The 15,560-nt window shown below is 72.4% G+C and carries 16 protein-coding genes; 10 read left to right on the top strand and 6 right to left on the bottom strand.

Annotated features, from left to right (window positions below):
- The first annotated feature begins 23 nt into the window (after positions 1 to 23).
- Entirely contained in the window at positions 24 to 590 is a 567-nt protein-coding gene (locus HNR61_RS30205) for a hypothetical protein (protein WP_182846554.1), read from the top strand.
- Positions 591 to 593: 3 nt separating this feature from the next.
- On the opposite strand, the gene HNR61_RS30200 is transcribed toward HNR61_RS30205, so the two are convergent.
- From HNR61_RS30200 to HNR61_RS30190, 3 genes are all read right to left on the bottom strand, one after another.
- Positions 594 to 1,109: a hypothetical protein gene (locus HNR61_RS30200; RefSeq protein ID WP_182846553.1), complete on the bottom strand. Its 516-nt coding sequence runs from the start codon at positions 1,107 to 1,109 to the stop codon at positions 594 to 596.
- A 572-nt stretch (positions 1,110 to 1,681) separates the two neighbouring features.
- A complete protein-coding gene (locus HNR61_RS30195) occupies positions 1,682 to 1,975 on the bottom strand; it encodes a hypothetical protein (RefSeq protein WP_182846552.1) in 294 nt (97 codons plus the stop codon).
- Positions 1,972 to 2,247: a hypothetical protein gene (locus tag HNR61_RS30190; protein WP_182846551.1), complete on the bottom strand. Its 276-nt coding sequence runs from the start codon at positions 2,245 to 2,247 to the stop codon at positions 1,972 to 1,974. Before HNR61_RS30190 ends, HNR61_RS30195 begins: the two co-directional genes overlap by 4 nt.
- A gap of 96 nt (positions 2,248 to 2,343) precedes the next feature.
- Here HNR61_RS30190 and HNR61_RS30185 point away from each other — a divergent pair, with 96 nt between their 5' ends.
- Positions 2,344 to 3,582, top strand: a complete 1,239-nt coding sequence (locus HNR61_RS30185; RefSeq protein ID WP_512698966.1) for an NsdA family TPR-like regulatory protein — start codon at positions 2,344 to 2,346, stop codon at positions 3,580 to 3,582.
- Positions 3,583 to 3,586: 4 nt separating this feature from the next.
- Here the strand turns inward: HNR61_RS30185 and HNR61_RS30180 are convergent, their stop codons facing one another.
- The gene (locus HNR61_RS30180; protein ID WP_182846549.1) at positions 3,587 to 3,808 is read right to left on the bottom strand and encodes a hypothetical protein; all 222 of its coding nucleotides are present in this window, start codon (positions 3,806 to 3,808) and stop codon (positions 3,587 to 3,589) included.
- A gap of 35 nt (positions 3,809 to 3,843) precedes the next feature.
- On the opposite strand from HNR61_RS30180, the gene HNR61_RS30175 reads away from it, so the two are divergent.
- The 3 genes from HNR61_RS30175 (at position 3,844) to HNR61_RS30170 (ending at position 4,789) form a co-directional block, all read left to right on the top strand.
- A complete protein-coding gene (locus HNR61_RS30175; protein ID WP_182846548.1) occupies positions 3,844 to 4,212 on the top strand; it encodes a hypothetical protein in 369 nt (122 codons plus the stop codon).
- A 47-nt stretch (positions 4,213 to 4,259) separates the two neighbouring features.
- Entirely contained in the window at positions 4,260 to 4,394 is a 135-nt protein-coding gene (locus tag HNR61_RS49460; RefSeq protein WP_281400613.1) for a hypothetical protein, read from the top strand.
- Between the two features lie 179 nt (positions 4,395 to 4,573).
- Positions 4,574 to 4,789, top strand: a complete 216-nt coding sequence (locus tag HNR61_RS30170; RefSeq protein ID WP_182846547.1) for a hypothetical protein — start codon at positions 4,574 to 4,576, stop codon at positions 4,787 to 4,789.
- Between the two features lie 60 nt (positions 4,790 to 4,849).
- Here the strand turns inward: HNR61_RS30170 and HNR61_RS30165 are convergent, their stop codons facing one another.
- Positions 4,850 to 5,053 carry a hypothetical protein gene (locus tag HNR61_RS30165; protein ID WP_182846546.1) on the bottom strand — a complete coding sequence of 68 codons (204 nt, stop codon included), beginning with the start codon at positions 5,051 to 5,053 and terminating at the stop codon, positions 4,850 to 4,852.
- 97 nt (positions 5,054 to 5,150) lie between these two features.
- Here HNR61_RS30165 and HNR61_RS30160 point away from each other — a divergent pair, with 97 nt between their 5' ends.
- The 5 genes from HNR61_RS30160 to HNR61_RS30140 all read left to right on the top strand — a co-directional run bounded on the left by HNR61_RS30160 (position 5,151) and on the right by HNR61_RS30140 (position 11,174).
- Positions 5,151 to 6,119 carry a YihY/virulence factor BrkB family protein gene (locus HNR61_RS30160; protein ID WP_220509975.1) on the top strand — a complete coding sequence of 323 codons (969 nt, stop codon included), beginning with the start codon at positions 5,151 to 5,153 and terminating at the stop codon, positions 6,117 to 6,119.
- Between the two features lie 209 nt (positions 6,120 to 6,328).
- Positions 6,329 to 6,820, top strand: a complete 492-nt coding sequence (locus HNR61_RS30155) for a (2Fe-2S)-binding protein (protein ID WP_182846545.1) — start codon at positions 6,329 to 6,331, stop codon at positions 6,818 to 6,820.
- A 20-nt stretch (positions 6,821 to 6,840) separates the two neighbouring features.
- The gene (locus tag HNR61_RS30150) at positions 6,841 to 9,294 is read left to right on the top strand and encodes a xanthine dehydrogenase family protein molybdopterin-binding subunit (protein WP_220510006.1); all 2,454 of its coding nucleotides are present in this window, start codon (positions 6,841 to 6,843) and stop codon (positions 9,292 to 9,294) included.
- On the top strand, positions 9,291 to 10,148 hold the full coding sequence (locus HNR61_RS30145) for an FAD binding domain-containing protein (RefSeq protein ID WP_182846543.1): 858 nt from the start codon (positions 9,291 to 9,293) through the stop codon (positions 10,146 to 10,148). The genes HNR61_RS30150 and HNR61_RS30145 overlap by 4 nt, the downstream gene beginning before the upstream one ends.
- A 156-nt stretch (positions 10,149 to 10,304) precedes the next feature.
- Positions 10,305 to 11,174: an SRPBCC family protein gene (locus HNR61_RS30140; protein ID WP_182846542.1), complete on the top strand. Its 870-nt coding sequence runs from the start codon at positions 10,305 to 10,307 to the stop codon at positions 11,172 to 11,174.
- Between the two features lie 1,591 nt (positions 11,175 to 12,765).
- Here the strand turns inward: HNR61_RS30140 and HNR61_RS30135 are convergent.
- The gene (locus HNR61_RS30135; protein WP_182846541.1) at positions 12,766 to 15,384 is read right to left on the bottom strand and encodes a M4 family metallopeptidase; all 2,619 of its coding nucleotides are present in this window, start codon (positions 15,382 to 15,384) and stop codon (positions 12,766 to 12,768) included.
- Positions 15,385 to 15,560: the final 176 nt, after the last annotated feature.

Raw genomic sequence — 15,560 nt, 5'->3', positions numbered from 1 at the left:
ACGGTCGTGGCGGCGGTTCGAGGATGGCGCAGGCCCGCACCGTGGAGGGCAAGGCGATCAGCCTGGGCGTCGCGCGGAACGGTAGGTTGGCGGGGATGCACCTGCCGATCTGGTACGCCGCCTGGGAGTACGAATGCTGCGGCCCTTCCCTCGAACCTGGGACTGAGCTGAGCGTCGACCTGGTGCTGGAGGGTTTCACCGCGGAGCCGACCGATCGTGGGCAGCCGCTCGGCTGGCGGGCGACCGCATCGGGTGCGGTCGAGTTCGTCGCCGACCTCGGCCGACGCGAACCGTATCCGCGAGCCGACTTCGGAGGTGTCTCGTCGGCGGTCGACGGCCCGGTTCGGACCGGGCGTTTCCAGGGGACCGGTCTCCTGTGGCACCACGCGCACGAGGACTTCGGAATCGGTGAGCCGTACCGGGTCGTCGTACGCAGGGTGTGCTGTGCCCGGCAGATCCTCCGGCGGACGGACCCGCACACGATCGAGGTCACGGGACACGAACGGCCGACCGAAATCAGCGGGGCGGACGACTGCCCGCCGCACGCCGATTTCGTTCTCATGGCCGAAGTGGTCGGCCACGGACGGTGAGGGTCAGGCGGCCTTGTCGCAGGTGCCGCTCTTCTTGTCCCAGGTGGAGGTGATGATGCCCGTGTTGCCGGTGATCGAGCCGGGGACGTCCTTGACCGAGTAGACGACCTTGAAGTAGTACTTGGCGTTGCTGATCTTGTACTTGCGGCAGTAGATCAGCGTGTTGCCGTTCTTGATGATGGGCTTCGTCGGCGCCGCCAGCGTCTTGGAGATCTTGGCCTCGAAGCTCTTGCTCCAGCGCTTGCTGAAGTGCCGGTAACCCCACTTCGTGGTCCCGCACCGCAGCACGGCCCCCTTGGGCGGGGAGCCCTTGCGCACGAACCGCCAGTAGTCGGTGATCGGCTCGGCGGCGGGCTTACGCTTGCAGTTCGGCTTGGTGTAGGCGGCGGCCACCGATGACGGCTCGGCCGCCACCGGCTCGGCGTGCGCCGTCGAGGAGCCGAGGGGCACGATGGCGACGCTGACCGCCGAAGCGATGAGGGTTGAGCAGACCAGGGCCGACCTTCTACGCACAGTCACGATGCGGAGTCCTCTCCATGTCCTGGGGGTGCCGTTCCGACGCATGAGCGACTCATGATCACATGTGAACGTTGCCGGGCAAATGATCCCAGGGGTCCAATTCGCGGTCCGGATGCCCGCCCTCGCACAGGAGCACGGCACTACGAGCCAATCCCGGGAAAGTCGGTGTGGCCGCGGCGCCGCGGCTGGCGCACTGGACCCGCCCAAGCCCTCCAGCACCGCCCGGTACCAACGCTCGACCCGCCAGGTCCACAAGTTCTGAGAGCCACGGGGGCGCTGCCCGGCTCTACGCCAGGATCGTGCTCGGTGTCCGGTCGGGGGTGGTGACAGCCAACGTCGTATCGCTCGCGCCGCGTCTTCGGGGCGCGTCACCGAGGCCAGCGGCTCACCCCAACTCGTGTAGAACCAGCTCGCGCCGTCGAGGCCGTCACGGCACGTGATGATCGTGCCGGGGTGCGGCCCGCAGCAACCCGGCAGTCTCGGGTTGGAGGTGCGCAGCCCGGCGTCGGTCAGGTCGACCGCCAGACCGCGCGTCGCCAGCTCCCCGGCCAGGGCTTCCAGGTCCGTACTGCTCATCGTGCTCCCTTTCGTGGCTGTGGCCGCGCGGTGTTCTCCCTGTACGGGGCGGGCGCGCCGTCCCGCGTCTCGATGCCGTGCCAAACCTCGGCCTCGCGGATCGCGTTCTCCAGGTCCTCCGGACGGGCTCGCTCCAGGAGCGGCACGGTCATGCCTCGCGCGGGCAGCGCCCAGTAGCGACGCGTCGCCGGGACCCACCAGACCGTCCATGCCGGGTGAGCCTGGTCGAGCCAGCGGGCGATGGCGCGGCACCGCTCGTCGTCGGCGTGGCCGTCCCCCACGCGGGTCACGCCGCCCCCTGACGCGGGGCGGTGCTCGTGCCGTAACGCATGGTGATCCGCCGCTCCAGCGCCTCGACTCCCGCGATCAGATCCCGCAGGATCTCGGGCGTCTCAGCCTGGAACGCCACCATGCCGCCACGCTCCTCACGCGCGCCGACCAGGCCGTGGCGCCGGGCCTCCCAGCGGCACAGACCAGTGCCGATCTCAATCCACCAGCGGTCACGGAATGCGGCGCGCAACTCGCCCAGCACCGTCAGGTCCGCTTGCGTTACCGTGCTCATGGGTCGGACTCGCCTCCGGCCAAGGCCCCGGAACCCTCGGCGTTCGCCCGCCGTGCCGGGGCCGTCTGACGTTTCAGAGGTGGGTATGGCCCTGGGGTGAGAGGCCCGGTTCTCAGCCGGATCACACGGGGACTTCAGAGGCAGGGCCGCGCCCACATCACCAGTGAAGCCGTGACGCGTGACGCAAGTCACCGTGATAATCAGAGGTGGGCGCGGATACGGAACCGTGCTCGTGGACATCCGGCCGAGGTGCCTCGCGATATGTCAGCCGACGAAACCGAAAAGGTGCGCATCGGCGCGCGCCTGCGTGCCGAACGCAAGGCCCGCCGCATGACGGTCTCCGATCTCGCCGAGCGATTCCGCGAGATCGCTCCACCGCGCGCCGCTCAGCGCCTTCCCAAACTGCGCGACCTGGAACGCACCATCCGGGGCCACGAGGCCGGGGAACACTCCGTCGGCCCGCGCTACCGGGCGCTGTACGCCGCCGCGTACGAGACGACCGAGGACGAGCTGTTCGCTCCGCCCGCCGAACCCGAGCCGTCGCTGTGGCTGCCGTTCGAAGTCGGTCTCACCCCTGACGACAGCGACCGTCTCGTCTCCACCGCCGCCCGTCCTTCCCGCCTCGACGCCGGGACCCTCGACGCCCTTACCACCGTGCTCGCCGGGCAGCGTCGCCTGGAGGACGCCATCGGCCCGGCCGCGCTCCGCGGTCCCGTCACCGCCCAGCTCGACGGCATCCTGGCGATGCTGCGAGATGTCTCTGGTCCATTGCGCGATCGGCTCGGCAGCGTGGCCGCCGAGTGGTCGGCCTACGCCGGGTGGCTCCATGCGACTCTCCGCCACGACGCCCCCGCGCTCAAGCTGTTCGATCTGGCCGAGGAGCTGGCCGATGATGCCCATGATGGTGTCATCGCCGCCATCGCCACGTCCTTCCGTGGCTACGTCGCCCGCCAGCAGCGCCGTTACGAACTGGTCGTGCGCGCCTCCCGCGCAGCGATGGCGTCCCCCGGGCGGCATCCGATCCAACCGACCTACGACCTCCTTCAGGCCGCACAGGGGTACGCGGGGCTGGGCGACGTCGAGCAGGCTCGGCGGTTGCTGGACGAGGCGGCAGAGCGCGCCCGCGACACCATCGAGCCGCCGCCGGCCGTCTACTGGTATTCCGAGCCGTTCTTCCAGCTCAACATCGGCATGGTGCATCACGGACTCGGGCTTCACACCGATGCCGTCGCGCTCCTGGAGGACGGTCTCCGGGGAATGCCGGAAGACCAGGCCGACGCCGAATGGCTGCACGAATACCGGGTCGCGCTGGAGGAGGCACGGGCACCGGAATAGCGGATCACGCTGATGGAACACGCACCGCCGACGTGCGCAGATCGCGCCGCTCCGGGCCGTCACGCTGATCCGGCAAGGTGACGTCTCCGGCGGCGTCGCCACTGCCGGAAATGCGATAGCCGGGCCGGCGCCCGAGCAACGCACCACCACCGTGCAACGGGGCGCGCGCATGGCGCTGGAAGCGGTTCCCGAAGATGAGAAGGTCCTGCCCGCCGTGCGGGATCACCGTGCGGCGCTGGCCTTACTGAAAGGCGAGGACGGGTGAGCGTGCCGCCCATCGAGTTCCAGACCCTCGACGGACATCAGGCCCTCGACGTGCTGGACGAGCTGGCGGATCTCTATGTGCGGGTGTACGCCGAGCCGCCGTACGACTCCGCACCCAAATTCAGCCGCGAGCGGTTCACCGAGCGCACCCGCGAGCAGGCGCTGGCCTCGGGCTTTGTCTTGGTCACGGCCCGCCGCCGGGACGCGTTGGCCGGGTTCGCGTTCGGGTTCTCGATGATGCCGGGCGCGTGGTGGGCGAACGCGTCCATGCCACCGGCCGAGGTGCTGAAGGCATCCAAGTTCGCGCTCGTCGAGTTCATCGTCGAGAAGGACATGCGCGGCCGGGCATCGGCCGGACTCTGCTGAACACGCTGCTGCAAGGACGGCGCGAGGAGTACGCCACGCTCGCGGCCGTGATCGAAGCGGACGCCTACGAGCGGTGTCTGGAGTGGGGCTGGGTCAAGGTCGCCGAGTTCCGCGTCGAGCCGCCGTTCTCCGACGCGCTGATGTTGCGGTTGTCTGACGGACCGGCTGAGACGCACGGCTGAAGCCCACCTCGTTCAGCCGTCGCCGGGCTGCTGGAGCCGTCGGCCTGGAGGTGGAGGCGGCGCGACCGCCTCGGAGGTCGACAAAGATGATCTACGCAAACATGCGACTACGGACAGATACTGATTGATCACTCACGGGGATGGCCGAAGTGGTCCAACCGGACAACGAAGGAGGAACCATGATCAAGAATCTTGGTCGCGCCGTGGCCGTCGCGTCGTTGGCCGCCGCCGCCCTGGTGCCGCTGGCGGGCGTGTCGATGGCCGCGCCCGAAAGCGCGGCGTCCGCCCAGGCCGCGTCCGGGCCCTGCAAGAAGCACTGCCACGATCACTGGCACAACCACCACCACCACCACTCCGACAACGACGTCCTCGACCTCGACCTCGACCTGTTCTAGAGGCCAGGGACTTCGATGATGGTCCGCCCTCGGGGGAGAGGGCGGACCTTCTCATGACGGTCACGGGCCGGACAGAAGGCGGCGGGCCACTTCCCGTTCGTCTCCGGACGGTTCGTACAGGCGGCGGGTCGTGCCGTTGGGGAGGAAGACCGTCCACCAGCCGTCGTTCTCGGCGTAGAACGAGGCCAGGACGCGCCCGCTCTCGCCCCGGCAGACGTAGATGTCGTCCGGGGTCTGTGTCAGCACCACCCGGTTCCCCCTCATGTCCCTTCTTCATACGGCATCCGGGATGTTCGCAACTACCGTTTCGACCAGTTGACTTTCCTGGGGTAAGGCGCGGCTCCGTGGGCACAGTGCGGCCATGGGGTTGGTCGAGCGCGTCGACGGGTACCAGCGTCGGCGCCCCTGGTTCGGGTTCCCGTTGGCCGTCGTCTACAAGTTCTTCGATGACCAGGGCGGGTACCTGACCGCGCTGATCACCTATTACGCGTTCGTGTCGCTGTTCCCGATGCTGCTGTTGCTGGTCACGGTGCTGGGGTTCGCGCTGGAGGGGAATCCCGATCTCCAGCGGCGGGTGGTGGAGTCGGCGCTGGTGCAGTTCCCGATCGTCGGGGACCAGTTGCAGAACAACGTCCGCTCGTTCAAGGGCAACACCTTCGCGCTGGTGACGGGCATCCTGGGGAGCCTGTACGGCGGGCTCGGCGTCATCCAGGCCACCCAGAACGCCCTCAACAAGCTGTGGGGCGTGCCGCGCAACGACCGGCCCAACCCCCTGCTGTCGCGGCTGCGGAGCCTGGTGCTGCTGGTGGCCGGGGGCGGCGCGGTGATCGCGCTGGCGGTGGTGTCGGCGGTCGGGTCGCGGCTGTTCGGCGGCTGGGGGTGGATCACCCAGCTCGGCGTCATGGTGGTCAACGCCGCCCTGTTCGTGGTGGCGTTCCGGGTGCTGACCGCGCGGCCCCTGTCGGTGGCGCAGGTCCGGGCCGGGGCGGTCGCGGCGGCCATCGTCTGGCAGGGCGTGCAGTGGGGCGGGAGCTTCTTCCTCGGGCTGATGACGCGCAACGCCACCGCCACCTACGGGCTGTTCGGGATCGTCCTGGGGCTGCTCGCCTGGATCTACCTGGGGGCGCTGACGTTCGTGATGTGCGCCGAGGTCAACGTGGTCAGGGACCGCGGGCTGTGGCCGCGGAGCCTGATGACGCCGTTCACCGACGCCGTCGAGCTGACGAAGGGCGACCGGCGCGCCTACCGCTCGTACGCGCGGACCGAACGCCACAAGGGTTTCGAACGCGTGGACGTCGACTTCGAACGGCCCGGCCCCGCCGCCGAATAGGTCGGGCCGAATACGGCGCGCGCGGGCGAATCGGCGGAAGGGGCTGGCGGGCGTCCCCACCTCGGCATACGTTCATGGAGTGTGTCCGCCGTCACACTCGGCGGCGCCCCCAGCAGCCGAAGGTGGCCCCGATGCCGTGGTCTGCCCCACGCGCCCCGCCGGGCGTCCGTCCTCCCTGCCCACCCCCGACGACGCCCCTGGGAGAACGAATGCCACGGATCCGTGTCGAGGTCGACGGCGTGCCGTACGACGACGACGTCGAACCGCGACTGCTGCTCGTGCACTACCTGCGTGACCGGCTGGGGAAGGTCGGCACCCCGGTCGGATGCGACACCACCAACTGCGGCGCCTGCACCGTGCTGATGGAGGGCCTCAGCGTCAAGAGCTGCTCGGTCCCGGCCGTGCAGGCCGACGAACGGCAGGTCACCACCGTCGAGGGCCTCGGGATGAACGGGACGCCGCACCCGATGCAGCAGGCGTTCCACGAGGCGCACGCCCTGCAGTGCGGCTACTGCACCCCGGGCATGATCATGGCGGCGATCGACCTGCTGCGGGAGAACCCCGACCCGTCGGACGAGGAGATCCGGGAGGGTCTGGAGGGCAACCTGTGCCGGTGCACCGGCTACCAGAACATCGTCCGGGCCGTGCGCGCCGCCGCCGACGAGATGCGCCGGCAGCCCGAGCGGGAGGTGGCCCCGTGAGCGAGATCTCCCCCGAGGGCCTGGCTGAGCAGGCCGAACGGGCGCCGCGCAGCGAACCCGACCCCGGCCGCGAGGTCGGCCGGCCGCGCCGCCGGTCCGAGGACGCCCGGCTGGTGTCCGGACGGACCCGCTGGACCGACAACCTGAACCCGGCGGGAACCCTGCACGTGGCGTTCCTGCGCAGCCCGCACGCCCACGCGAGGATCACGCGGGTGGACGTGGCGGCCGCCCGGCGGGTGCCGGGCGTCGTCGCGGCGTTCGGCGGCGCGGACCTGGCCGAGGAGCAGGGCAGCCTGCCGTGCGCGTGGACCGTCACCGAGGACATGAAGCTGCCCGCGCACCCGCCGCTGGCGGTGACCGAGGCGCGGTACGCCGGCGAGCCGGTGGCGTGCGTGGTCGCGCGCGACCGGTACGCGGCGGCCGACGCCCTCGAAGAGATCGACGTGGACTACGAGCCGCTGCCCGCGGTGGTGCAGATGGAGGAGGCGCTGCGGCAGGGCGGTCCGCTGGTCCACCAGGAGCTGGAGACCAACCGGGCGTACCGGTGGGTGTTCGAGAACGGCGACCTGGACGCGGCCTTCCGCGACGCCCCGGTCCTCATCGAGCGCCGCTACGTCCAGCAGCGGCTGATCCCCACGGCGATGGAGCCGCGCGCGGTGCTGTGCGAGCCCGACGGCGACGACTTCACCCTGTACTCGGCCACGCAGATCCCGCACATCCTGCGGCTGATGCTGGCGACCGTCACGCAGATCCCCGAGCACCGCATCCGGGTCGTCGCGCCCGACGTGGGCGGCGGCTTCGGCTCCAAGCTCCAGGTGTACGGCGAGGAGGTGCTGTGCCTGCTGCTGGCGCGGCGGCTCGGCCGTCCCGTGAAGTGGACCGAGTCGCGCAGCGAGGGCAACATGGCCACCCACCACGGCCGGGACCAGATCCAGCGGCTGACGCTGGCCGCCGAACGCGACGGGCGCGTCCGGGGCGTGAAGGTGGACCTGCTCGCCGACATGGGCGCGTACCTGATGCTGGTGACGCCGGGCATCCCGCTGCTGGGCGCGTTCATGTTCAACGGCATCTACAAGATGGACGCCTACTCGTTCACCTGCACGGGCGTGTTCACGACGAAGACCCCGACCGACGCCTACCGGGGCGCGGGGCGGCCGGAGGCGACGTTCGCGATCGAGCGGCTGATGGACGAGCTGGCCGCCGAGCTGGGGCTCGACCCGATCGAGGTGCGGCGGCGCAACTGGATCGGCCACGGGGAGTTCCCGTACGAGACCGTCGCGGGCCTCACCTACGACTCGGGCAACTACGAGGCCGCCACCGACCGGGCGCTGGCGCTGTTCGAGTACGACAAGCTGCGCGCCGAGCAGGCCGACCGGCGGGAACGCCGCGACGTGGTGCAGCTCGGCATCGGCGTGTCCACCTACACCGAGATGTGCGGGCTGGCCCCGTCGCGGGTGCTGGGGTCGCTGGCGTACGGCGCGGGCGGCTGGGAGCACGCCTCGGTGCGGATCCTGCCGTCGGGGAAGGTCGAGGTCGTCACCGGGTCGTCGGCGCACGGCCAGGGCCACGAGACGGCGTGGGCGCAGATCGCCGCCGACCGGCTCGGGGTGCCGTTCGAGGACGTCAAGGTCCTGCACGGCGACACCGCCGTGGCCCCCAAGGGCATGGACACCTACGGGTCGCGGTCGCTGGCGGTCGGCGGCATCGCGCTCTACCAGGCGTGCGACCGGGTGGTGGACAGGGCCAGGCGGGTCGCGGCGCACCTGATGGAGGCGTCCGAGCAGGACCTGGAGTTCAGCGGCGGCCGGTTCGCGGTGCGCGGCGCGGCGGCCGAGGGCCCGTCGATCCAGGAGGTCGCCCTCGCGGCGTTCGCGGCGCACGACCTGCCCGACGGGGTGGAGCCGTCGCTGGACGCCGACGCCACGTTCGACCCCGGCAACTTCTCGTTCCCCCACGGCACGCACCTGTGCGCGGTCGAGGTGGACACCGAGACCGGGAAGGTGCGGATCCGGTCGTACGTGGCGGTCGACGACGTCGGCCACGTCGTCAACCCGCTGATCGTGGAGGGGCAGGTGCACGGCGGGCTCGCCCAGGGCATCGCGCAGGCCCTGTACGAGGAGGCCGTCTACGACGCCGACGGCAACCTCACCACCACCACGATGGCGGACTACCTCGTCCCGTCGGCGGCCGACCTGCCCGAGTTCGTCACCGACCGGACCGAGACCCCCGCGACCTCCAACCCGCTCGGGGTGAAGGGCGTCGGGGAGGCCGGGACGATCGCCTCGACCCCGGCGGTGGTGAACGCGATCGTCGACGCGCTGCGCCACCACGGCGTGACGGACGTGCCGATGCCGTGCACGCCCGAACGGGTCTGGCGGGCGCTGCGCCAGGCGTTCCGGGAGGATCCCGACCCCAACCCCTCCGCCGCGCCCGGCGCGGGCGGCGGCCTCGGCTCCGCGGGAGGTGCGCGGTGATCCCGGCGACGTTCGAGTACGTGCGCGCGGCCTCGGTCGAGGAGGCCGTCCGGGCGCTGGCCTCGGCCGGCGAGGACGCCAAGGTGCTGGCCGGAGGGCAGAGCCTCATGCCGCTGCTGCGGCTGCGGCTGGCCTATCCCGACGCGCTGGTCGACCTGGACCGCGTCGCCGGGCTGCGCGAGATCCGCGAGGACGGCGGCCATCTGGTGATCGGCTCCATGGCCACCCACCACCAGGTGATGCGCGACCCCCTGGTCCGGCGGCACGCCCCGCTGATCGCCCAGGCGACGGCGACGGTCGCGGACCCGGCGGTGCGGCACCGGGGGACGTTCGGCGGCTCCCTGGCGCACGCCGACCCGGCCGGGGACCTGCCCGCCGTGGCGCTCGCGCTGGACGCGGTGTTCCTGGTCCGCTCGCAGCGCGGCGAACGGGAGATCCCCGCCGCCGACTTCTTCGTGGACTGGATGACCACGGCGATGGAGCCCGACGAGATCATGACCGGTGTGCGCGTGCCCAGGCTCGGCGAGGGCTGGGGCTTCCACTACGAGAAGTTCCACCGCACCGCCCAGGCATGGGCGATCGTCGGGGTGGCGTGCGCGGTCCGCCGGGAACGCGGCGCGATCGAGGACGTGCGGGTGGCGCTCACCAACATGGGGCCGACGCCGGTCCGGGCGACGGCGGTCGAGCGGTTCGCGGGCGGCCGCTCGGTGTCGGACGACATGTTCCGGGCGGCGTCCGAACGCGCCGCCGAGGGCACCGGCGCCCCCACGGACCTGCACGGCTCCACCGAGTACCGCGAGCACCTGGCGAAGGTCCTGACGGCCCGCGCGCTGCGCGCCGCCGCCGCGACCTGACCGGGGCGTGACCGTGCGGCCGGGCCCTCCGCCCCGGGCCCGGCCGCACGGTCATCCGGCGGCCGGCGCGCGCCCACCGCCGGGGCGTATGGCAAAGGACGGGGGGACGGTCATAGGGTCCAGTGCAAGTCCCCGGATCAGAAAAGGACCTCAAACATGGAGCTCGACCACGAATTCACCGTTCCCGTACCGGTGGATCAGGCCTGGTCGGTGCTGCTGGACGTGGAGCGGGTGGCCCTGTGCGTGCCGGGCGCGACGCTCGACTCGGCCGACGGCGAGGAGTACGCGGGGCGGCTGAAGGTGAAGGTCGGCGCGATGACCGTCACCTACCGGGGCACCGCGCGGATCGCCGTGGCCGACCGGGACGCCCGCGCCGTCACCATCGAGGCCGCCGCCAAGGAGGCGCGCGGTCCGGGCACCGCCGCCGCGACCGTTCAGGCCCGCCTGCACGACGAGGGCGACCACACCCGGGTCACCGTCCACACCAAGCTGAACGTCACGGGCCGCCCGGCGCAGTTCGGCCGCAACATCCTCGCGGAGGTCGGGGCCAAGCTCATCGCGCGGTTCGCCAAGAACCTCGCCGCCGAGCTGGAGAACCCGACCGTCCGGGAGGAGGCCGAGGTCGTGGACCAGCAGGGCGCCGCCGAGGTCGCGCGGGAGGCGGCCGTCGACAGGGCCGAGGGCGAGAAGGCCGCCGAGAGCGTGGTGGAGCGGGCCGCCGAACCCGTCGAGACCGCCGAACCCGCGCCGGAGCCGGACGAGTCCCCGGTCGAAGCGCCGGCGGCGGCCGTTCCGCAGCCGTCCGTCGAGGCCACCGAGCCCACCGAGACCGCCGAGACCGCTGAGACCGCTGAGACCGTCCGGGAGCCGGTGCGGCCGGTCACCCCGGTCCGGCGGCAGGACGACGCGATCGATCTGCTGGAGTTCGCCGGCCCCTCGCTCGCCAGGCGGGCCGCTCCCGCCGCGGGCGCGCTGGTGGCGCTTCTGCTGGCGGTCCGGTTCCTGGTGCGGCGCCGCCGTCGCTGACCATCGTGGAGGCCGGGACCGGCGCGGCCGGGGGCTCCCCGGCCGCGCGGTCCCGGCCCTCGTCGCGCGGGGCGGTCGCGGCGTCGCGGCGCCCCGGGACGAACGCCAGCGCGGCGGCCAGCGCCCCCAGCGGAGCGGCGGGCAGCACGTACCGGTAGTCGAAGTCGGCGGTCGCGGCGGGCACGACCAGCAGGCCCAGCGACAGCAGCCACGGCAGCGCCACCCTCTCCGGCCTGCGGCGCGCCACCGCCCCGGCCACCGCCGCGAGCAGCAGGACGCCGAGGACCGTCCCCGGCAGGTGGACGTGGTCCTGGTAGGCGCGCATCCATCCCGCGTAGGGCTCGTTCACCGGACGGGGTCCCGCCGCGCGCGCGTAGGCGCGGGCCACCTTGGCCTGGCGCGCGGTCAGCTTCTCGGATCTCGCCGGGAACTCGTACTTCCGGAACGTCCACGGCGACGGGTACACCCTGCGTTCCCACTCGAACGCCCGGAACGTGTCGCGCGCCACCACCCGCGCGTAGTCCCCGGGCTGCGCGCGGATCGCGGCCATGGCGAACTCCCCCGCCAGGTCGTTCCCGCCGCCCTTGCCGCCGGGGATGCCCAGGAACGGCGACTGCTCCGTCCACAGCGCCGCGTACGCCGGGGAGACGTCCTTCGGCGGCGGCTTCGGACAGAGGCGGGCCAGCCCGGGACGCGGCCGGATGATCGAGCAGTCGGCGAAGTCCGTCGTGCGGCCGTACAGGAACACGCGGTCGGTGGTGGTGAGCGCGAACCGTTCGTGCGCCACGGCGAACCAGCTCATGTAGAGCAGCACCGGCACCAGGAACGCGGCCGTCAGCGCGGCGGCGGGCGGCATCGCCGCGCGGCGTCCGCGCCGGCGCAGCAGCAGCCACGCCAGCACGATCAGCAGCAGCGGCAGCCCCACCGCGCGCGTCACCGCCGCCCCGCCCAGCAGCAGCCCGGCGGCCGCCGCCGTGCGCCAGGTGACGCCCGGGTTCCACAGCAGGATCGCGGCCGCCGCGACCACCAGGAACGTGAACAGGCTGTCGGACAGGCCGAGGTGCTCCAGCTCGATCTGGTAGCCGTCGAACAGCACCGGGGCGGCCACCAGCGTGCCCAGCGCGCTGGGCGCCAGGCGGCGGGCGGGCCGGGCGCGGCGGGCGTGCCGCCACACGACGGCGTACAGCAGCGCGGCCGTGAGCAGGCCGATCACGTGCTGGACGGTGACGACCGCGACGAAGCTGTGCAGCGGGCGCAGCGCGAGCAGCAGCAGCGAGTAGCCGCTCGGCCGGGTGCCCGACGGGAACAGGGTGGTGGCGGTGCGCAGGTAGCCGACGGTGTCGCCGAACCACAGGATCGTCGGGTAGCCCAGCACCGCGACCGCGCGGATCGCCGCCGCGACCGTGAACGCCGCCAGCGCGGGCCAGTGCTCCCGGGCCGCCCGGCGGGCGAGCCTGACAGGGGACGCCATACGGATTGAGGTACCCGCGCCCCCGCGGTCATCCGGTCAACGGGGCACAAAGAAGCAGGGCCCGTCCGGAAACGGACGGGCCCCGCTCCTCTGGATCTTCCTAACGGGACGTCACGGCCGTCACCGGCAGAGGGCGCGGGTCGGGCCGGTGCGGGTGACCAGGTCCGGCCGGGCGCGGGTGCCGTCGAGCCACACCGCGCCGCGTCCGGCGGTCGCGGCGAAGGCGCCCTGCTGGCCGCGGTTGCACGAGTAGCGCCGCGGCTCGCCGCCGGCCAGCGGGAACTGGAACAGCTTGGGCAGGTTCTCGTTGGCGTAGGTGGCGGCCGCCGGGTAGGCCCCGATGGTCACCCACCGGTCGGCGGCGTCGACGTCGAGGCCGCTGAGCCACGACAGCCGGTCCCCCTCGGGGCGCAGGTCGGTCAGGCCGGTGCCGTCGAGGTTCACCTTCTTGATCGCCGAGCGGCGGTCGGCGTCGGTGTTGAGGGCGAACAGCAGCGAGGTCCGGGTCAGGGTGGGCCACTGGACGGTGCCCTTGACGCGGACGACGGTCTCCTTGCCGGTGGCGGCGTCGTGGACGGCGACCCCGCCGGAGGTCGGCTTCTGGTAGGCGATCCGGCCGCCCTTGGCCGAGGTCTGGAGGGACATCTCGGGGCCGGGGGTGAGCTCGGCGGCCCGGCCGCCGTTCCGGCTCAGCCAGACGTTGGCGTCGGTGGCGGCGTGGTTCACGAACGTGAACGCGACGTTGCGGCCGTCGACCGCCACGTCGTTGACCCAGCCCTCGCCGGAGAAGACCTCCTTGGGCGGCGCGCTCCGGTCGAACGGCCGCACCAGCACCCTGGACACGCCGGTGGTGGCGTTCAGCTCGCCCCAGGCGACGGTCCGGCCGTCGGTGTCGAGGCCCTGGACGATCCCGCCGGTCCTCGGGCTGAACCGGGTGGGGCGCTTGCCCCGGGCGGTGCCGGTGTAGACCGCCGACGGCTCGGTCCGGGTGGCGTCGGACTGGGCGATGGCGTAGCGGTCGCCCGCGGCGGCGGGCCTGGCGTTGGGGGCGGTCACGTTCGGCAGCAGCAGCCTGCTGTCGACGCCGATCCTCTTCTCCCAGCCGGGCGTGACGCCGTGGGCGTCGAACGCGGCCCGGACGGCGCGGCGCTCGCCGCCGGTCAGCTTCATGGCCCTGGCGGCGGCCTCGACGGCCCGGCGGGCGTCGGTGAAGTCGTCCAGCGGGGTCATGTACTCGGTGAGCGCCTTGTAGACCAGCTTGTCGGCCTTCGCGCCGCCGATCCTCTCGCGGACGTCCCACAGCGCGCCGGAGAAGATCGTCGAGTTCAGGTGGACGCCGGCGTTGTCGAGCTGGCCGGTGACGCCGATGTAGTCGCGGTCGGCGCGGCGGCCGTCGTTGAGGTCGCGGATGGCGCACTTGGCCGCCTCGGCGGTCCGGCACATGTCCTCGCCGATGAGCCCCGCCCCGGAGGCCGTCATCGGCCTGCCGTGCACCCTGGTCTCGATGGCGTTGCCGAAGTAGTCGGCCAGGCCCTCGTTGATCGCGCCCGCCTGGCCGAAGTAGACCAGGTTGGCGGAGTGCTCGATGACGCCGTGGGTCATCTCGTGGCCGTCCACGTCCAGCGCGGCGGCCAGCGAGTGGTGGTCGGGGCCGCCCCCGCCGTACACCATCTTGGTGCCGTCCCAGAAGGCGTTGAAGTACATCTGCCCGCCGCTGGTGACGTTGACGACGGAGTGGATGGGGCCGTTGCGGTCGTCCAGGCCGTTGCGGCCGAGGGCCTTGTAGAAGTCGTAGACCTGCCCGGCGGCCCAGTGCGCGTCGACCGCGCCGGTCTCGGTGGCCTCGGGGCCGAACACGGTGGAGCCGGACGCCACGACCGGGGTGTCGGCGGGGACCGGGCCGCCCTCGTAGCGGGCGACGTCGCGCTTCTGCGCGTCGAAGGTGACGATCTCCGCGCCGCGTCCGCGGTCGCGCAGCTCGATCTTGCCGTCGGCGCGCCGGAACGCGTTGACGGTGACCTGCCGTCCGCTCTTGGCGAGCTTCCCGGTGGCGGCGACGGGGCCCTCGGCGGCGTGGCGCAGCCGGTCGTAGGCCAGGGCGAGCGCGCCGGTGCGGGCGTCGACGTAGACCTCGCGGAGGGTGGGGGCGCCGTGCTCCTCGCCGCGCACGACGAAGTGCCAGGCGAGCTGGCCGCCGCCGCGCGGCAGCACGACCAGGCCGCGGGGCTCGGCGGTCGCGGCCCGCTCGCCGAGCCGCGTGGCCAGGTCGCCGGTCTGGCCGAGGGCGACGCCGCGGGCGATGCGTTCGGGGACGGCCGGGGTGGTCGGGACGGTCAGCGCGGTCTGGAACCGGCCGCCCGCGCCGACGACCCTGCGGGCGCCGCGCTCGGTGCGGAACCGGACCAGGTAGTGGCCGCCGAGGACGGGGACGCCGTGGTGGCGCTGCTGGAGGCGGACGGTCTCGTCGGCGCCGTCGCGGACGACGCCGAGCGGGGCCAGCTCGGCGCCCGGATTCTTGATCTTGTAGCGCGGGTCGGCCAGATGGGTGCGGGCCGCGGCGACGGGGTCGCCGCTCGCGGCCCGCTCGTTCAGGCCGCTGACCAGGGCGGGGGACGCGGTTCCGGAGCGCTTCTCGATCACCGGTGCCGGGTCGGCGGTCGCCGCGACGGGGGCGAGCGTACTGCCGAGGAGCGCGGTCATCGCCGCTCCGCCGATCAGCAGGGGGTAACGGGGGGACATGGAGCTCCCTGCGAAGAAACAGATGGTCACCTGTATGTACCGGAAGCCACTTTTGTCCCGCTAGTGGCAAGAGGTCACAGAAAGGGGCATTGGTCGTGCGGGATGGCAAAGACCGTTCCACGATCCGCTCATCCGTGGTGGCGTCGGTGGCCCTCCGGCCCGCCATCCCGTCGTCT

The organism is Actinomadura kijaniata (assembly GCF_014138665.1).
Classification (GTDB): Bacteria; Actinomycetota; Actinomycetes; order Streptosporangiales; family Streptosporangiaceae; genus Spirillospora; species Spirillospora kijaniata.
This window is presented reverse-complemented; position numbering and strand designations above follow the sequence as displayed.

Excerpts from the sequence above, each read along its gene's own strand:
- HNR61_RS30135 (WP_182846541.1), bottom strand. The coding sequence starts at position 15,384 with ATGTCCCCCCGTTACCCCCTGCTGATCGGCGGAGCGGCGATGACCGCG.
- HNR61_RS30170 (WP_182846547.1), top strand. The coding sequence starts at position 4,574 with ATGATCAAGAATCTTGGTCGCGCCGTGGCCGTCGCGTCGTTGGCCGCC.
- HNR61_RS30160 (WP_220509975.1), top strand. The coding sequence starts at position 5,151 with ATGGGGTTGGTCGAGCGCGTCGACGGGTACCAGCGTCGGCGCCCCTGG.
- HNR61_RS30190 (WP_182846551.1), bottom strand. The coding sequence starts at position 2,247 with ATGAGCACGGTAACGCAAGCGGACCTGACGGTGCTGGGCGAGTTGCGC.
- HNR61_RS30205 (WP_182846554.1), top strand. The coding sequence starts at position 24 with ATGGCGCAGGCCCGCACCGTGGAGGGCAAGGCGATCAGCCTGGGCGTC.
- HNR61_RS30140 (WP_182846542.1), top strand. The coding sequence starts at position 10,305 with ATGGAGCTCGACCACGAATTCACCGTTCCCGTACCGGTGGATCAGGCC.
- HNR61_RS30155 (WP_182846545.1), top strand. The coding sequence starts at position 6,329 with ATGCCACGGATCCGTGTCGAGGTCGACGGCGTGCCGTACGACGACGAC.
- HNR61_RS30165 (WP_182846546.1), bottom strand. The coding sequence starts at position 5,053 with ATGAGGGGGAACCGGGTGGTGCTGACACAGACCCCGGACGACATCTAC.